We start from the raw sequence: 16,948 nt of genomic DNA, 5'->3' as shown, positions 1-16,948 counted from the left end.
ACTAGGCGTTTTTTACGCCACCAAATCTGCGGTCACGATGCGCATAACGGTCAATCGATCTCCACAGCGCTTCGCGGCCGTAATCCGGGAATAGTTCCGGCACAAAATCAAGTTCCGCGTAGGATGCTTGCCACGGCAAAAAGTTGCTGGTGCGCTGCTCGCCGGAAGTGCGAATCACCAAATCGCAATCTGGAATATCCGGATTATACAAGTGCTCAGCAATCATTTTTTCACTTACGCGATCGCCCTTAATTTTGCCGTCTCGAATTTCTTTCGCAATTTGCGCGCAAGCATCCGCAATTTCTGCACGACCGCCGTAATTTATGCAAAAAACAACGTCAATAGTTTTATTATTTTTGGTGATTTCTTGCGCTTTTTCCAACTCGTCAATAACAGACTTCCACAAACGAGGGCGCCTTCCTGACCAACGAACGCGCACTCCCCACTCGTTCATTTGCGCAACTCGCCTATGGATAATTTCCCTAGAAAATCCCATTAAAAAGCGCACTTCTTGCGGAGAGCGCTTCCAATTTTCGGTAGAAAAAGTGTATAAGCTTAAGTAGCGAACTCCTGCTTCTATAGCTCCTGCAATAACGTCAAAAACTACCGGTTCTGCAGCTTTGTGACCTTCGGTTCGAATCATTCCGCGCTCTTTTGCCCAGCGTCCGTTTCCGTCCATAATCACACCGACATGACGAGGCACTTTGCCCTTAGGAAAATCTGGTATGCGAGAAGGGTCACTAAAAGGAGCCGCTGGAATATCAAGCGACTTATAATCCACGTTTTCAAAAGCCATACTTACGAATGTAACAACCCCATCGAACGAATAGGTCGCTCAAGATAATATTCAGCCCATTGCTGAACGCAGCGCATAGTAGAAGAATCAACCGACACTCCGTCAAGAACAGACCAGTTTCCTTGCGCAAGCGCACACAATTGCAAACGCGTCGAATTAGCACAAACTATTGAATCTGGAGTGTGATCGCTTGCACACATCATTCCACCTGCGCAAGGCGAAAAATAGCATAAATCTTCGTTTTTGCCACATACAACACAAGCTTGTAGTCGCGGAGACCACCCAGCTAATGACAATGCTCGCAATATATACGACATGCCAATAGCATCAGGAGAATGCTTATGCTTAGATAATGAAAGTAAAGCCGCAGTAAGTAGACGATACTGCCCTAGCGTATCTTGATATTCACGCCTGTATTCATCTGTATATTCGTTAGAAACAAGCAAATCCACAACTTCAAGCATGACGTTTGCATACTCATAGGACGTATAATCTGCACAAATTTCGCCAGCATAAGCAGCAATAGAAACTGCCTGCGAGACTACATCCAAAGATTTACCTTGCGCAAGAAGCAAATCGACACGCATAAGCGGCTCAAGACGACCGCCAAAACGCGATTTAAGCCTACGAACTCCCTTTGCAACAGCACGAACTTTGCCATGCCGCTTAGTAAGAAGCACAACAATCCTATCCGCTTCACCTAAAGGAAAAGTACGAAGCACAACAGCTTCATCGCGATACAATGGCATAAATCAAACTATATCTTTTTAATAGTTAGATTAATTACGATCGTTATTTTCCGAATCGTCGTCGCTTTGAGAAGAGCTACCGAAATTAGTAGATTCATCAATATGGCCAATAATTGGGAATGACAAATCTGGAATATCTAAACTCAATGGCTTACTCGGCTGCAAATTAGAAACATGCAACTCCGGAATATTAAGCGAGGAATGCTGCGACGAATGCTGTGCAGAATCTTGGGGAGCAAATGATGGAATTGACTCAGAAGGAGCAGGAGCCGGTGCAGGCATAGGTGCAGGTGAATTATTGCGATTACGAGCTGCAGGAGTGAAAGAAGGAGGTAGCACAGAAGCTTCAGAAGAGTTTCGCATTACTGTAGCACTTTGCAAAAGCTCGTCATTGCTATCAGCATCGTTAAGAACATTAGAAGGCTTACTTGCAGCAGCATGAGGTGTAAATATTGCGCGCTCAGACTTATTTAACGCTTCAAACGAATCATTAGAATCTTGATTAGCATAATCTACAGGAGCAAAAATGCTTTGTTTATCATGATTTGGCACGCTAGGTACTGAGCGAGGTGCAATCTTAGGCAATCTATCTGCAGTGTCTTCATCTTCCACAGCATCCTCAACAGGTTTGAATATTGAAGAAGCAGAAGATGCAGATGCAGAAGCAGAAGCAGCGGCAGATGCAGAAGCAGCACTGAAGTCAGATGCAGGCTTTATTGAAGGAGCAAATGATGGAACAGGCTCTTCATAATGGTTATAAGATTCCGTAGATTCTGAAGATTTAGCAGGCTCTTCAGCTTTAGTTACAGGAATAACAGAAGGTGGAACGGAAGGTGGAATAGAAGCAGGAGCAGAATAAGATTCAGATTCTGCTCGAGAGTATGAGGAACTACTATTATCCGCATCAACATACTGTTCTACACGCTCAAAAGATTCCAAGCTGCTAAGCAAACGCACGCAAGCGTTTAAATAGTAGTCAACTTGGCGCTCATCATAACCGTGCTTACCATTTTTTTGTGTAAAAATCACATTAGAAACATAAGCAGAATCAATATCTTGCAATGTCTCTTTGTCGGTTTCCCACTCAAGCTCATGACCAAGCATAAGAGCAATCTTATCTAACGCTTGATCGACCATAATATCCACTTGTTTACGCGCATAAGACGGATGACGCGAAGAACCACGATCAAAACGATCGCGATAATCTCTTTGAGCATGTTGCAAAAGTTTACGATAAAGCGCTTCCACACGAGCTTTCCATGCAACTCGCCCGCATTGCGCCAATTCTTGCTCAGTGCACTTATCTACTACAGCACGTTCCAAACGCGACAACGCAGCATCAACTTGACCAATAACGTAACCATTACGCTCCAAGTCAAAAGAAACCTCTTGAATATCTTTCTGAGTGAGTCGAGCTTCATCGCTTTCATACAAAGTGTGAGCGCGCTCTAGAAAAGCATTCACCTGCGCAACGTTATATCCTAACTTACGCTTACCCACACGCTCCATTGCTGAAGCATTACGAGCGGTATCAGGTTTCTGAGCCATCGAATATCGACCTCCTGAGCACATGTTCTTATTCAGTATACTGTACGCGATTGTTACGACGCGCGCCACACGTTGCATTCGTACACACCATCATGTATGTTTTTAATTTGTTGCGAACGGGCGATTAGCTCAGCTGGCTAGAGCGCCACCTTTACACGGTGGATGTCGGGGGTTCGAGTCCCTCATCGCCCACTTTCTGCTTTTGTTTATTTTCTATTTTTTATTTGGTTTGTAATTTTATTTCACATTGCAACTTGGCAATTTATCTGCCCCACGACCAGAACCAATAGCTTTTAACGCTTTGTAAGCATCATCCAATGTTTTTACACTTACAACGCGCAAACCTTGTGGCACATGCCCAACAACTTCATTGCAATTATCGTAAGGCGCTAAGAACCAAGTAGCTCCATCTCTTTTAGCTGCAATCATCTTTAACTGAATACCGCCAATTTCGCCAATTTTTTGCGATTTTTCAATAGTTCCAGTTCCAGCTATCGTCTTACCACCAGTTTCTTGTTCAGGAGTAAGCTTGTCAAGAATTCCTAGAGTGTACATCATTCCGGCAGACGGTCCACCAATATCTTCAATATGTAAACGAACTTTTACATCTTCTTTTTTAATTCCAAGATGCTTAGACGCGTACTGTAACGCAACATTTTGAGCAAGGCTTTGCGAATCATCCATCTCGTTAGTTGATTCCTTCTCATACTCTTCAGCGCTCTGCCCTACCGGCACAATAGCTTCACGAGGCAACAAACTTTTATGAGGATCCATCCATGAAATCAATGAATAAAATGTTGAAACCTCATATCCAGGAACACCAGAAACATTTACAGTAATCAACAATAACTTACCAGTATCATGATTCTCTTTTACTCGAGAACCAGACATATCAATCACAGGAGTATTTGATAGGGATCCTAAAACATCCTGCGTTGGACCAGGCTCTTCTACAACGTATGCGCTTGGAAGCGACAACGCAAAAATCGCAACAATTACTGTAAAGAATCCTGCAAAATATCGCAAAGAATGCGAAGTAATGTACGAAACTAAAGCGTGAAGCAGCGAGCGCAAGAATCTAAAACACGCACGGAATACATTAGTACCTGTAGAAAAGCGAAACATGCTTGTATCATGACACAAGCCCTATATACATGACACAAGACCTATATAGTTTTGCTTTAAAATATATTTGCGTGCAAGTTGTAGCGCATAAAACCATATTATCGAGTAGAATATTTGTATTAAAAAATATTTTTATTAAGAAGATGCGCTAAACTCGCATATAAAGACGTGTAAAATACGTATAAATACTTATAAAATACGTATAAATACATGCAGATACGAAACGTATAAAAATAAAAACTGTAAATTATGCAACACGTGGCACGAGAAGGATACGCTCATGAATGACGATGCAATTCACCAATGGCTCATTGAATGCTTTGGGCCAATACAAGGAGAAGAAGCATGGAAACAGCTTGATCAGCTTCCTTTTGAGCTACGCGAACAACTCTTAAATCAGAATCCAGATAAGCTTCCTAAACCAGACGAAGTTCGCGGAATGATGCAAGCTTTCAGCGCAGGTGGTCTTAATAATCCGTACGAAATGGAAGCAACACTTGAAGAAGGGCCAATTAATCGCAAGTTAGCGCAATCTATTGCTTTACAGCACGCTAATGGCGATCAAGGAAATGTAAATGCAGACGTAGCAGATGCCACACGAAGAGCTTTAAGCCAAGCGAACTTGTGGCTAGATATAACGTGCAATTTCAATCCTGCTCCTGGAACGCCAGAAGTATTGTCTAGAGCTGATTGGGTAGAAAAAACGCTTGAAGCTTGGGTTAAATTCGCTAATCCTGTTGCAAAATCAGTAAACGAAGCACTCACTTCTGTTATTGAAGAGCGATTCCGTGATGTGGATGATGCTGAAGTAAAAGGATTATTTGCAGGAGTTGTGCCGATTCCGCTGCCTGAAGGAATGAATAATCCAGCGCAACTAATGAAACTGCTTGGAAACACTTCGTTTGCTATGCAACTGGGTCAAGCAGCTGGAGCACTTTCGCACGAAGTGCACGGCAGTTTTGATCAAGGTCTTGCGCTTTTACAAAATCCTGCAGGCGGATTAATTCCATACAACTGCATTGAGTATGCAAAAGTGTGGGAGTTGGATATTACAGAGGTCATGAATTATTTGGCTTTGCGAGAAGCTGCACACGCAAGATTATTTGCATCCGTGCCATGGCTTATGCCACGATTTGAAGCGCTGATTATTAAGTACGCAAACGGAATAAGCATTGATTTAGAAGCTATGGAAGAACAGCTTCGCGACGTGGAAACAATGAATCCGGAAGCAATTTCGGGAGCTGTTAATTTGCAAAATATTGGCAGCAATGATTCTGAAGAGCAGCGTCAAGCTTTGCATAGTTTGGAAACTCTACTTGCGCTTGTTGAAGGTTGGGTTGATTGCGTTACATGGCAGTCTGGAATGGCTCATATTGTGCACATTGAGCAGTTGCGAGAGATGATGCGTCGCGAGCGAGCTGCAGGAGGACCTGCAGAAGTGACGTTTGAATCGTTACTTGGTTTGCATTTGCGACCTCGCCGTATGCGTGAAGCATCGCAATTGTGGGAAAAGTTGACTCGCGAGCGCGGTATTGAAGAGCGAGATAGCTTGTGGAGTCATCCAGATTTGTTGCCAACTTTGCCGGAAGCTAGCGAAGTTACGAAGGATGCTGGTGCTGAAAGTAAAGCTGGTAATGCTGGTAATGCTGGTGACGGCGCTGGTAACGATACTGGTAACGCTGGTAACGCAGGTGGCGGTGCTGGTAACGCAGGTGACGAAGTTACGAAAGAAATCGATGCGGAGGATGCAACGAAAACTGCTGCAAAAAATGCAACAGAAGCTCAGTCTAATCAATCTAGCGAAGTAACTGAAAAAACTAGTGAAACTAGCGACAGTCACGAAAATGCAGACAGTCACGAAAGTGCAGACAGTCACGAAAGTAACAAAAATACTGCTAATGCTATCGAAAATAAGCCTATCGAAAAATCGTTTGAAAAATTAACAGAAGACGATTTAGGCACAAATGATTGGGATGCTGAACTTAGCAAGCTTTTGGAAGAGGATGCGCGCCAAAAGAAGCAAAACAGCGAAACCGATAACGAAACCGGTAATTCCGACGAAACTGGTAACGAATCTGGTAACGAAACCGGTAACGAAACCGGTAATTCCGAAGAAACTGGTGCTGACGGCGAATAAAACTCCTGTAAAACTCCTGATCCAACAACAATCCAGCTAAATAATCGACCTCAACGCACAAAACGGCATAAACTGTGCAGCCATGTAAAGGAAAGGTCGGCTACGCAACTCAATCCGGCAGAAACTGTGCAGCCGCGTAAAGAAACGGTCGGCTACGCGCCAAAAAACGGCAGAAACTTTACACGAGCGTAAAATTTATGCCGCGAGATTAAGCAAGAAAGCGGCTAGGCACGCGATTCATGCCAGTTCCACTGTCTTTTCTAGAAGCGTAAGAAAGATGCAAAGTCTTTTCTGCGCGAGTTATTGCAACGTACATAAGTCTGCGCTCTTCTTCCAAAGCACTGTCATCAGCCGTAGAGCCAAAAGGAATAAGCCCTTCAGAACAGCCAATTACGTAGACATGCGCAAACTCTAAACCTTTAACAGCATGAATAGTTGAAACAGTAACAGTTGAAATATTAGAAGATGCAAAAACGTCAGAAATACCTTGAGAACCGTAGCTTTGCGCATCCTCTAAAACATTTCGCTGCCACCCCACGTCTTTTCTCACGCGATACGGCAGTTTTGCTGCTTTTAACGCTTTACAAACTACTTGTTGTTGAGCATTGGTTCTCGTTAGTATTGCGCACTCCCCAAGATGCGCAGCACCGCTTTTTACAAGTTTTGCAATTTGCTCAACCACGCCCAAAGCTTCTTCAACATCGGTGGCAAAAACTTGCTGACTAACGCGAACGCCACCTTTCGTTGCAGCTTTAACTTTTACGTAATCCTTTTTATACGCAGAAGCAGCAAGCACTCTATTAGCAAGACCTACGATGCGTTCTGTGGAGCGGTAGTCAGTATTCAAACTAATATCTGCACCAAGAGGAGCAAATTCTTGCGGAAATGAAAGCAAATAGTAACTATTCGCACCTGCAAACGAGTAGATTGTTTGCGCAGGATCGCCCACTACGCAAATATCGCGGTTTTGCCCCATCCATAATCGCAACAATTCGTGCTGTAAAGGAGACACATCCTGATACTCGTCAACTGTGATCCATCCGATTGATTGCTTAATACGGTTCGCAGCTTCCGGAAAATTTCGTAAAATATGGCAGCAAAGTAGAAGAATATCGTTAAAATCTATGCAATTATGCGCATTTTTTTCGGTTTCGTAAGCTTCATATATATCGACAAATTGCTGCGGCTCTAAACCTGCAGGAGGCAAACGGTGCGTAGAAGCGCACACACGCAAGTAATCGTCAGGCGCAATAAGCGAAACTTTCGCCCAATTAATTTCTGCCAAGATATCGCGAGTTTGCAACAAAGTCATGTCCGCAAAATCCGGATAACGCTTAAGCGCAGAAGCTATGATTTGCTGAGAATCATTCATAATTGACGGAAATTGTGCGGAACAGACGTCGTTCCACACGCTGCGAATTTGTTGCAAAGCCGCAGAATGAAATGTTGAGACGCATCCAACATTACTTACACCAAGAGCCTCAATACGCGATCTCATTTCCGCAGCTGCTTTTACAGAAAAAGTAACTGCCAAAACTCTTTCAGGATCCCACTTACCACTAGCGCAAGCATACGCAATTCTGCGCGTAATAGTGCGCGTTTTACCAGCTCCTGCACAAGCTATAATGCGCACAGGCCCTTCTAGCGCGGTAGCAGCTTCGCGTTGCGAATCATCCAACCCGTCTAAAAGTGCTTCTGGAGAAGTTACTTGCGAAGTTTTAGAAGTCACTTGCGAAGTCACTTGCGAAGTTTCTGGTGAAGAATTCATAATTCTATTGTTGCAGCAATAACAACGCTTACGCAACAAGAATAAAAATATGTGTATAACTTACAAAAAATTGGCAAAATTTCGGTGCTTTGTATTACTGTGGGAGTGTGACACAACTCAGTAGATTCAAGTTGGCAGCACTGGCATCTGCAGCCATGCCCGAAGTACAGTTTGCAGGAACACGCCAAAGTGAGCAAGTTAATGCCACTGATACCGCGGCTGGAATTTCTCACGCCGTTGTGCAAGATATTTCCGGTAAACTTTACGACGTTTTTATCAGTGCAGATAGTAAAGGTCGCAAGCGTTTGCGTGACCGAGCTCGTGCAGCATGGACTCTTGAGCACAGTAAAGATTTGGCAGCTTTGGGATTCGCCTACGACACTATGCTCACGTTTATGCCAGGAAAACGCGAAGATGCCAATAATAACGCTGGAAATGTTGCAAATAATGTAAGCGCTGGAAATTCTACAGTTGCTGGCACTCAGCAATATGCACAACAGCAATACGCGCAGCAGCAACCTACGCAACAGCAATCTACACGAATGTCAAGCATTATTGCCAACGACAACGATGAAGACACTGTGCTTGTTTGCGAGCATCTTGAAGGTAGCGCTCGCGACTTGCGTCTTCTCACTACCGACGATTGCGCAAATGTTGGAACTGCAATCGGCGCTATTCATCGCTTGCGTCCTACTTTTGTGACGCGCGGAAAATACCCTGCTTTTACTACTGGTCAGATTCGAGCACAGTTAACCGGTTGGATTAAAAGACTTCGTCAAGCCGGTCATATTCCAACCGAAATTACTGACAGTTGGTCGAGAGTGTTGGAAACTGAAGGATTGTGGTCATTTGAAACTTGCCCAGTACACGGCGGTTTTATGGATGGCGACATTTTGTTTGCCGGCTCAACGATTACTGCTGTAACAAATTGGCAAAGAATGCAAATTAACGATCCTGCGCGCGATTTGGCTTGGATTTTTGCAAAACTTAACGAGCAGCGCCGAAACGCAGTGCTTTCTGCATACGGTAGAATTATGGGTTCTCGTTTAGATAGTTTGATTATGCTTCGCGCAAACTTGTGGCTGCAAATGGAACAAGTTGGCGATTTTGTTCAAGCTTTGCAACGTGCAGATAACACCAGTATTATGCGTTTTAAGGCTCAAGTTGAGCGTTTAGCGCACGAGCTTAGTCGTATTAGCAATGCACAAGCTGCTAAAACTGGTCGCGCTGCAGGAAATCCTGCCTCGACTATTACAGTCGGAACGCTTCTTGAAAATGACAATACGCAAAGTCGCCAAATTTCTAAGAATAATTCTGCTGAAAATCAACTAAACGCTGGAAATAGCGACGAAACTAATGAGCGAGACATTACTTCAGAAGGAAATACTGAATTAAATAACGCTCAAGACGAAACTTACGATAGCAACAAAACTATAAGCGACGATACTCATGAGCGCAAAGTTCAGTATGCTGGCACACACGCAGCTAACGCTGAGGAAGCTGAAAAAGCAGCACAACTCGCTGACGACACAGCAACTCAAGTAATTACTCATGTAGAAACTCAAACAGCACACGAAACCGCGGAAACTATTGTGCAAACTGCAATGAGTAAATCTGCTGATAGCGATGCTAATGATAAGCCTGAAAACGTTAGTAACGCTGGTGGCGCTGAGGTTGCTGAGAGTAAGGATGAAGCTATAGCTGAAAGCGATAGTAAGGTTGATAGCGCAAACGAGACTTCTTCGGACTCAAATACTTCTTCGGACTCAAAACTTTCTGAAGATGCACAAAAAAATACGCGAGAAGATTACGATAAACCAGAAACCGTAATCATCCCTCTGCTAGAGCGTGAAGAACGAGCGATGCGCGACGCACAAGCAGACTTAGACTAAAATAAATACACAAAAATGCTAAATATTAAATGAAGTAAATACTGAAGTAAACGCTGAAGTAGATACTAAGTACTAATTAAAACGATAAATAGCATAAAAAATAAAGCAAAAGGAGCATGCATGCGAGTTGTTTTAGGAGTAAAAAACGTTTCTGATTCCATCGATTTTGAAACCAACCAAAGTGCAGAAGAAGTGCGCAAAGTGATTAACGATTCCAAGGATATGCTTGAGTTTACGGACGTAAATGGGCGCACTATTATGGTCTCAGCTTCGTCGCTGTCTTATGCGCTAATCGGCGATACGCCAAAGCATTCAGTAGGCTTCGGCGCACTCAACTAAAATAGCAAAATTCCGCTAAAAGCGGCAGAAACTTTACGCGAGCGTAAAGAAAAAGCCGGCTACGCGCTAAAAAACGGCAGAAACTTTACACGTGTGTAAAGTTTTGGTCGGATTAAGGCGATAAAACGGCAGAAACTTTACACGTGTGTAAAGAAAAAGCCGGCTACGTGCGAAAAAACGGCAAAAACTTTACAGCAACATTTTAGAGCTTATAGCCGCGCAAGAGTATTTCCGATACTACTTCGCGGCTTGTTGTTTCTTCGCCCAAGCGATTTGGCTTACCATAGCCATGCCAATCCGAGCCGCCCGTCACAAGCAAATCGCACTTACTCGCTAAAGAAAGCAGTCTTTCACGTTGCGCTTTAGAATTTCCGCGATGATACACTTCTAAACCGTCAAGACCAGCTTTAGCAAACGATATAATTTGATCGTCCGAAAGAAGCACGCGGTTACGCGTAGGATCAGCAGGATGCGCAATAACAACAACTCCTCCAGCATCTTTAACAGCCTCAATAACTTCACGAACATTCGGAGAAGGAGTTGGTATATAGTACGGGCTGCACGGAGAAATAGGCCCAGCAAAAGCTTCAGAACGCGTTTTATACACGCCAGCTTTTACTAAAGCATCAGCGATATGCGGCCGCCCGATTGTAGTTAAGTCACCGAGCTTCGCTTGAGCCAAAACGTCATCCCAAGTAATTGGAAAATCGCACGATATACGTTCAACCATACGCTTTGTGCGATCAAAACGACGCTTCCTAGTAAGCTCAAACATGCTCACAATCATGCTATTTTGCGGATTGTACTGGTATGCGAGCATGTGCACAAACACGCTTGAGTCTTGCGCAGTAATCTCCGAACCAAATAATACTGGCATATTCGAAGCCTTAGCAGCCTCTTGAAAATCATGCCATCCTGCAGTTGTATCGTGGTCAGTAATAGCAACACCTTGCAAACCGACGATTTTAGCTTGCGTAATTAAATCTTCTGGAGTTGCAGTGCCGTCTGAATAAACAGTATGACAGTGCAAATCCCAGCGTTCGCGCGCAAAACTCATCATGCTGGAGTTGCTATCGCTAGCATGATTTGATGCGTCGCGCTGGTTGTTGCTTATTGCGGTCATATAATCATCGTAAACTGTGCCATGTAACGAGAAATGAATATACACACATAATTATTTGCTATTATTTGTTATTATTAGCATTGTTCGCAATTAGTAAATTTTAGGAGCAGCAATGGAGCAAACTGACGCCGCTAAAGAAGACTATGAAACAACACTTAGCGGATGGAGGCACTCTGCAGTATGGACATATGGCGTTATGCTATTTTTCTCTGCGGTAGCGCTCGTAACTTCGCTTATACTTTCTGCTGAAACTCTTGCTTTAGCGCGCAAACCTAATAAGCTGCTCAGTTGCGACTTCAACACCGTAGTATCCTGCTCTAGAGTTGCGCAAACTTGGCAGGCAGAAATTGTGAAATTTGGCGAATTAAGCTTCCCAAATGCATTCTTTGGAATTGCTGCAGAAAGCGTATTCGTAACGCTCGCAGTTATTGGAATGATTCGCGTACGCGTGCCGCGATGGTTCGCAATTTGCACTTGGCTTGGCGGATTATGCGCGCTCGCCTATGCTTACTGGCTGTTTTCGCAATCTATGTTCGTAATTCACGCGTTATGCCCGTGGTGCATTGTGCTTATGTTCTCCACAACAATGCAATTTATATCGTTGACTCACGCAAGCGTAAGTTCGCAAAAGTTGCTTGTTAAGCGTTTCCGCTTGGTTGAAAGCTACTACCGTTTGCGATACGACTTGCTAATAGACGTGCTTTGGGTTGCGGCATTGCTTACTTTGATTTTGTGCCAATATTCTAAAGTTATTTTTTGATAAGCTAGTCATTAATTTATAGTTTATTTTACAGATTGATTACGTTGACATTCAGTTGTGTGGATATTCGTGTGGTAGAGATTTGAGATTTTTCGCACAGAGCGCGGCGAACGTCAGAGCCGCAGGCTGCTGATTCGCCAAGCGAAGAAGAAAAATCGAAAAATCTCTGCGATAAAACGAGGTTATTAAAGATTAAACACGCAGAGTTTGGGGAATTTCTTTACGAGCACTAAAAGAGGACTGAGGAAGCAACATTCCTTAAGAACAAAGCAGACAACAAAACCTCTAACAGCCAAAGCGACGAAGGACGGGACGTGCGAGGAGAGAAATCCCCCGAAACTCGCACCACATTAAGCAAATTGCAATATAAACTATAAGATTAATTGCACAAGCTCTTCGCAAGTTCTTGCATACGCAAGCTTGTATCCGAATTAGTAAGAGTTATGCTGCCTTCTTGAGAATCGCTTGCAAGCTCATTATTAAGTTCCAATATTTTGCGCAAATGATTAATAGTTCCTTCGTTGCCGTCAACAATATTCGTGCGCTCAGGCAAAAACTCGCGGAAATAATCCCTATAAAACACAAAATGAGTGCAACCAAGCACAACCGAATCAATACTGTCTAAATCATACTCGTCGAAATACTTGTGAAGAGCAGCAAAAACTACATCACGATTATTAAGCTCCCCACGCTCAACAATACGCACTAAATCGGGGCAAGGCTGCGAAAAAATCGTGTTATTTTGCGAAAAACGTTGCAGCAAATCCGCAAACTTGCGCTCGCGAAGAGTAAGAGGAGTTGCAGCTACGATTACGCGCTGAGGCTCACCTTTGCCCAAATCACAAGCTAATTTAAGCGCCGGCTCCATACCTATGATAGGTATATTGTAATGCGCGCGCAAATCGTTCACAGCTGCGGAAGTGGCGGTATTACAGGCAATTACGACAGCTTTTACATTTAGGCGAATAAAATGCTCGACAATTGCAAAGCTTAGCTTTTTAACTTCTTCAGGAGTTTTAATGCCGTATGGCGCGTTTGCAGAGTCGCCGAAATAAACAATTCGCTCATGCGGCAGAGCAGCATGCAACTGACAAGCTACGGAAATGCCTCCAAGCCCCGAATCAAACACACCAATTGCTGCCGACGATGCCATAAGCTACCTCCTAAAAACGCTTACTATCGTAATGGCGAGCCTCAACATACTAGGAAAACATACTACGAAATATATTGAACGCTGCCATTTCTAATTATGGCAACTTCGCTAGCAACTTCCTGCACAACGCCAACATCATGAGTAATAAACAAGCATGCGTAACGGTATTTTTGTTGCAAATCATGTAATAAGTTAAGTACACGACGTTGCACTGTTACGTCAAGCGCAGAAGTTGGCTCATCCGCAATAAGCAGAGAAGGCTGCAAAATCAACGCTCGCGCAATACCTACGCGCTGTCTTTGGCCTCCGGAAAGCTCGTGAGGAAAACGGTTTGCGAATTCGACTGGCACTTGTACTTGATTAAGCATTTCTTCAACGCGCTCTAAACGCTCATTGGCATCAAGATTCGTGTGTAAAAGTAATGGTTCTGCAATACTCCAACCAATGGTTTTACGCGGATTTAGTGCGGAACCTGAATCTTGAAAAACGTATCCAATTCGCGATAATGCTTGGCGGCGAGCTTTACTGTTTAATCTGTTTAAGTTTTCTCCATTAAGTAGCACTAATCCAGAATTTGGTTTGATTTGCCCAGAAATAAGCTTTGCAATAGTGGTTTTTCCAGCCCCAGACTCCCCAACTAAAGCTAGTGTAGAGCCAGAGTTAATGCGCAAGTTTGCGTCACTGAGAGCGAGCTTATTTGAATCTTTGCTAAAACGAGCATGCGAATACTTCACACTTACGCCTTGAACTTCAACTACTGGAGATTCAGATTCTGGAGATTCAGAAATATTCTTAGAAATATTTTCAGCAATATTATTAGAAATATTCTTAGCAATCGCTTTCGCTACTTCTTCTATACTTTCATAAGAATCACCACTTGAAGCATATTGCATATCAAATTTCGGAACAGAATCCAGCAAAGTTCGCGTATATTCGTGCTTAGGATTCGCAAAAATATGCTGAACTTCGCCAGATTCCACAATATTCCCGCCTTGCATTACATACATTTCATCCGCGAGCGCGCGCACAACACTCATATCATGCGTAATAATTAACACAGCAAGATGTAATTTCTCCGACAAATTACGTATAAGACGTAAAATATCTCGTTGCGTTGTGATGTCGAGCGCTGTTGTAGGCTCGTCTGCAATCAAAACTTGTGGACGATTTATTAAAGCCATCGCAATCATCGCACGCTGAAGTTGGCCGCCAGAAAGCTCATGCGAATAAGAACGATACACGCGCTCAGCATCACTCAACTCAACCTCGAGAAGCTGCGAAATTACACGCTTCTTACGCTCTCTTTGGCTAAGTTTTCCTGCTTTTTCAGGATGATATATTAGCGCTTCTTCTATTTGCTTGCCAATTGTTTTCACAGGATTAAACGCACTGGACGGCTCCTGAAAAATCATGCCAATCATGCCACCGCGAATATGCTCATATGGGGCATCTTCGCTAAGCAAATTTATAAAAGATTCGTTAGTATCCGAAGCGTTAAAAAGCGCCGCATTCCCTTCAACACGCGCATTATTCTCAAGCAATCCTATAAGCGCAAGCGCAGTAAGTGACTTTCCAGAACCGGACTCGCCCACTAACGCAGAAACCATTCCGGCGCGCAATTGCATAGAAACATTGCGCGTAATTTGCCTACCATCAATCGAAACCGACAAATCTTCAACGCTTATAACAATTTTTTTACGCGCATCTGAAGCTTGCGCATCCGAAGCTTGTACATCAGAAGATTGAGCATCTGAAACAGCATTATCCAAAGCTTGAGCATATGAAGCTTGCGCATCCAAATTCGTCATCTTCAATCACCTATTCAAAGACACAGCTGCATAATTAGGGTAAGCAGGAAAACTTCCGATGTAGAAATTCTCAACACTGCTTCCATGAATAAACGTGTTATGCGAGTAAATAAGCGGAACAACAGGAGAATCTTCCATAATAGCGCGATCCGCCTTTTGCCACAGCTTATGCGCCGAATTCTCGTCAACAGTTTGCACAGCTTCGCGAATTAAAGAATCTACTTTAGGATTCGAATAACGAGAAATATTCCAGTTACCGCCGCCAATTTGCGAAGAATCAAAAAGCGGTCCCAAATTGGCAAAAGCAGAAGGAAAATCAGGCTGCCACGAAGCCAAAGCCAAATCGTAATCTCCGGAATTTGACGTAATTGCGTCCGTAAAGTTTACTGCGTCAACAGTTTTAATCGTCACTTTAATACCAGCTCGCTTTAAGCTTGATTGCACAGAAGACGCCACTTGCGTTTGATCCGGACGCGCAATAAGGCTCAACTTAATATCAGTTTTACCTGATTTTTTCAACAGTTGTTTAGCTTTCTCAACGTTCCCGCGAGGATCTTCAGAATACAAATTAAACTGCTTTCGGCCAGAAATACCAGGCGTAATAAGCGTAGTAGCAAAACCTCCAGCAATTTCGCCGCCCTTCGCAGTGCGATACGACTGCTTATCAACAGCATACTGAATCGCTTTTCGAATATTGATATCCGTTATTCTGCGCGTATTAATAGCCAAATATTCAAGAGCACCATCACTACTAGTAGTTAGCAACTTGCGAGATTGAGGATGCGCTTGAGCTTGCGCAAGCTGAGCAGGCGGCACAAAATCAGCCAAAAATGCGGTTTTTGTATCCGTATTTCCTTGAATCATAGACTGAGCTGAAACAGTAGTATCCGAACCAAGTTTCCACACGATTTCATCTGTAGCAGCTGTGCGAGTGCTGTCAAGCTTGGGATCCCAATACTTATTGCGTTGCATTACAACTTGCTTTCCAACTTCGTTTTGCACAATCCTGTATGGCCCTGAAGATTTCGGCTTTTTACTATATGTCTGAGCATCGCCTGAACTAGTTGGAACCGGCACAAATGCAGCCAAAGATGTCACCCACGGCCAATCTGCAAAAGGTGCTTTCAAATGGAAAATAATCGTTTGATTATCTGGAGTTTCAATCGAATCAAGCGACTTTCCGTCGAATGGTCCTCTATAGTTTTCAGCTCCAACAAGAAGAGTTTTGTGATATCCAAAACCACCGCTTAACGAATCTGCAAACGAGCGCTCAATGCCAAATTTAATATCGTGCGAAGTGATTTCGGTTCCATCTTCATACTTAACACCCTTTTTAAGAGTGTACTTCCAAGTTTTTCCGCCGTCACTTGTTGTGCCAGTATCCGTTGCCAAATCTGGAACTACGCGCGTTTGCTTGCTTAAATCCGGATTTACTTTCCAAGTAGTAAGCGCGCGAAAGATGAAATTATTTGACGTAATTGGCAAACCCTGACTGCGCGCTGGATCGAAATTCATATTCGTATTTGACGTAAATATTGTAAGAGTTCCGCCTTTTTTAGGATTAGAATTTAGCACGGAAGCGTTCGTAATACTGGTTTTCCCAGAGTTGTAATTTGTGCAAGCTGAAAGTGAAAGTAGCGAAATTGTAAGTAGTGAAAAAGCTGCTGTTGAAGCAAGAATTTTCTTTGAAATCGTATTTTTGAAAATGAACATAATAATCCCCTTATTTCTTTAATCTTTTCTATTTAAA

At 43.3% G+C, this 16,948-nt stretch carries 13 protein-coding genes and 1 tRNA gene; 5 read left to right on the top strand and 9 right to left on the bottom strand.

Annotated elements, in window-relative coordinates; genetic code table 11:
* Position 1: 1 nt before the first annotated feature.
* From ACJV2T_RS02025 to ACJV2T_RS02015, 3 genes are read right to left on the bottom strand one after another with little or no spacing between them, the layout of a single operon-like run.
* Positions 2-796: an isoprenyl transferase gene (locus tag ACJV2T_RS02025; protein WP_415683408.1), complete on the bottom strand. Its 795-nt coding sequence runs from the start codon at positions 794-796 to the stop codon at positions 2-4.
* 2 nt (positions 797-798) lie between these two features.
* Positions 799-1,545: a DNA repair protein RecO gene (gene recO / locus ACJV2T_RS02020; protein ID WP_415683407.1), complete on the bottom strand. Its 747-nt coding sequence runs from the start codon at positions 1,543-1,545 to the stop codon at positions 799-801.
* Between the two features lie 30 nt (positions 1,546-1,575).
* A complete protein-coding gene (locus ACJV2T_RS02015) occupies positions 1,576-3,093 on the bottom strand; it encodes a DivIVA domain-containing protein (RefSeq protein WP_419398990.1) in 1,518 nt (505 codons plus the stop codon).
* 118 nt (positions 3,094-3,211) lie between these two features.
* Between ACJV2T_RS02015 and ACJV2T_RS02010 the strand changes: the two genes are divergently transcribed.
* A tRNA-Val gene (locus tag ACJV2T_RS02010) sits at positions 3,212-3,285 on the top strand.
* A gap of 45 nt (positions 3,286-3,330) precedes the next feature.
* Here ACJV2T_RS02010 and ACJV2T_RS02005 read toward each other — a convergent pair.
* Complete coding sequence (locus ACJV2T_RS02005) at positions 3,331-4,218, bottom strand: YlbL family protein (RefSeq protein ID WP_419398989.1); 888 nt, start codon at positions 4,216-4,218, stop codon at positions 3,331-3,333.
* A gap of 280 nt (positions 4,219-4,498) precedes the next feature.
* Here ACJV2T_RS02005 and ACJV2T_RS02000 point away from each other — a divergent pair, with 280 nt between their 5' ends.
* On the top strand, positions 4,499-6,355 hold the full coding sequence (locus ACJV2T_RS02000) for a zinc-dependent metalloprotease (protein ID WP_419398988.1): 1,857 nt from the start codon (positions 4,499-4,501) through the stop codon (positions 6,353-6,355).
* A 208-nt stretch (positions 6,356-6,563) separates the two neighbouring features.
* On the opposite strand, the gene ACJV2T_RS01995 is transcribed toward ACJV2T_RS02000, so the two are convergent.
* On the bottom strand, positions 6,564-8,123 hold the full coding sequence (locus ACJV2T_RS01995; protein ID WP_419398987.1) for an ATP-dependent helicase: 1,560 nt from the start codon (positions 8,121-8,123) through the stop codon (positions 6,564-6,566).
* A gap of 155 nt (positions 8,124-8,278) precedes the next feature.
* Between ACJV2T_RS01995 and ACJV2T_RS01990 the strand changes: the two genes are divergently transcribed.
* Both ACJV2T_RS01990 and ACJV2T_RS01985 read left to right on the top strand, forming a co-directional pair.
* Positions 8,279-10,015: a phosphotransferase gene (locus ACJV2T_RS01990; protein ID WP_419399083.1), complete on the top strand. Its 1,737-nt coding sequence runs from the start codon at positions 8,279-8,281 to the stop codon at positions 10,013-10,015.
* Positions 10,016-10,135: 120 nt separating this feature from the next.
* On the top strand, positions 10,136-10,354 hold the full coding sequence (locus ACJV2T_RS01985) for a DUF3107 domain-containing protein (protein WP_004105154.1): 219 nt from the start codon (positions 10,136-10,138) through the stop codon (positions 10,352-10,354).
* A gap of 202 nt (positions 10,355-10,556) precedes the next feature.
* Here the strand turns inward: ACJV2T_RS01985 and ACJV2T_RS01980 are convergent, their stop codons facing one another.
* Positions 10,557-11,414, bottom strand: coding sequence for a PHP domain-containing protein (locus ACJV2T_RS01980; RefSeq protein WP_415689420.1), 858 nt, complete (start codon positions 11,412-11,414; stop codon positions 10,557-10,559).
* Positions 11,415-11,589: 175 nt separating this feature from the next.
* On the opposite strand from ACJV2T_RS01980, the gene ACJV2T_RS01975 reads away from it, so the two are divergent.
* On the top strand, positions 11,590-12,237 hold the full coding sequence (locus ACJV2T_RS01975; RefSeq protein WP_419398986.1) for a vitamin K epoxide reductase family protein: 648 nt from the start codon (positions 11,590-11,592) through the stop codon (positions 12,235-12,237).
* Positions 12,238-12,616: 379 nt separating this feature from the next.
* Here ACJV2T_RS01975 and murI read toward each other — a convergent pair whose 3' ends face one another.
* The 3 genes from murI to ACJV2T_RS01960 all read right to left on the bottom strand — a co-directional run bounded on the left by murI (position 12,617) and on the right by ACJV2T_RS01960 (position 16,911).
* Positions 12,617-13,390 carry a glutamate racemase gene (gene murI, locus ACJV2T_RS01970; protein WP_419398985.1) on the bottom strand — a complete coding sequence of 258 codons (774 nt, stop codon included), beginning with the start codon at positions 13,388-13,390 and terminating at the stop codon, positions 12,617-12,619.
* 62 nt (positions 13,391-13,452) lie between these two features.
* Positions 13,453-15,198, bottom strand: a complete 1,746-nt coding sequence (gene nikE / locus ACJV2T_RS01965; protein ID WP_419398984.1) for a nickel ABC transporter ATP-binding protein NikE — start codon at positions 15,196-15,198, stop codon at positions 13,453-13,455.
* A 6-nt stretch (positions 15,199-15,204) separates the two neighbouring features.
* Positions 15,205-16,911: an ABC transporter substrate-binding protein gene (locus ACJV2T_RS01960; protein ID WP_415683398.1), complete on the bottom strand. Its 1,707-nt coding sequence runs from the start codon at positions 16,909-16,911 to the stop codon at positions 15,205-15,207.
* Positions 16,912-16,948 lie beyond the last annotated feature (37 nt).

Origin of the sequence: Gardnerella phocaeensis, from assembly GCF_048545075.1 — a bacterium.
Taxonomy (GTDB): Bacteria; Actinomycetota; Actinomycetes; order Actinomycetales; family Bifidobacteriaceae; genus Bifidobacterium; species Bifidobacterium vaginale_J.
The sequence above is the reverse complement of the archived record's forward strand: the minus strand, read 5'-3'. Positions and strand labels throughout refer to the sequence as shown.

Bases quoted from the DNA above. Each gene is read 5' to 3' on its own strand.
- ACJV2T_RS01975 (WP_419398986.1), top strand. From the start codon at position 11,590: ATGGAGCAAACTGACGCCGCTAAAGAAGACTATGAAACAACACTTAGC.
- ACJV2T_RS01980 (WP_415689420.1), bottom strand. From the start codon at position 11,414: ATGATGAGTTTTGCGCGCGAACGCTGGGATTTGCACTGTCATACTGTT.
- ACJV2T_RS02015 (WP_419398990.1), bottom strand. From the start codon at position 3,093: ATGGCTCAGAAACCTGATACCGCTCGTAATGCTTCAGCAATGGAGCGT.
- ACJV2T_RS01995 (WP_419398987.1), bottom strand. From the start codon at position 8,123: ATGAATTCTTCACCAGAAACTTCGCAAGTGACTTCGCAAGTGACTTCT.
- ACJV2T_RS02025 (WP_415683408.1), bottom strand. From the start codon at position 796: ATGGCTTTTGAAAACGTGGATTATAAGTCGCTTGATATTCCAGCGGCT.
- ACJV2T_RS02000 (WP_419398988.1), top strand. From the start codon at position 4,499: ATGAATGACGATGCAATTCACCAATGGCTCATTGAATGCTTTGGGCCA.
- ACJV2T_RS02005 (WP_419398989.1), bottom strand. From the start codon at position 4,218: ATGTTTCGCTTTTCTACAGGTACTAATGTATTCCGTGCGTGTTTTAGA.
- nikE (WP_419398984.1), bottom strand. From the start codon at position 15,198: ATGACGAATTTGGATGCGCAAGCTTCATATGCTCAAGCTTTGGATAAT.
- ACJV2T_RS01990 (WP_419399083.1), top strand. From the start codon at position 8,279: ATGCCCGAAGTACAGTTTGCAGGAACACGCCAAAGTGAGCAAGTTAAT.
- ACJV2T_RS01960 (WP_415683398.1), bottom strand. From the start codon at position 16,911: ATGTTCATTTTCAAAAATACGATTTCAAAGAAAATTCTTGCTTCAACA.
- recO (WP_415683407.1), bottom strand. From the start codon at position 1,545: ATGCCATTGTATCGCGATGAAGCTGTTGTGCTTCGTACTTTTCCTTTA.
- ACJV2T_RS01985 (WP_004105154.1), top strand. From the start codon at position 10,136: ATGCGAGTTGTTTTAGGAGTAAAAAACGTTTCTGATTCCATCGATTTT.
- murI (WP_419398985.1), bottom strand. From the start codon at position 13,390: ATGGCATCGTCGGCAGCAATTGGTGTGTTTGATTCGGGGCTTGGAGGC.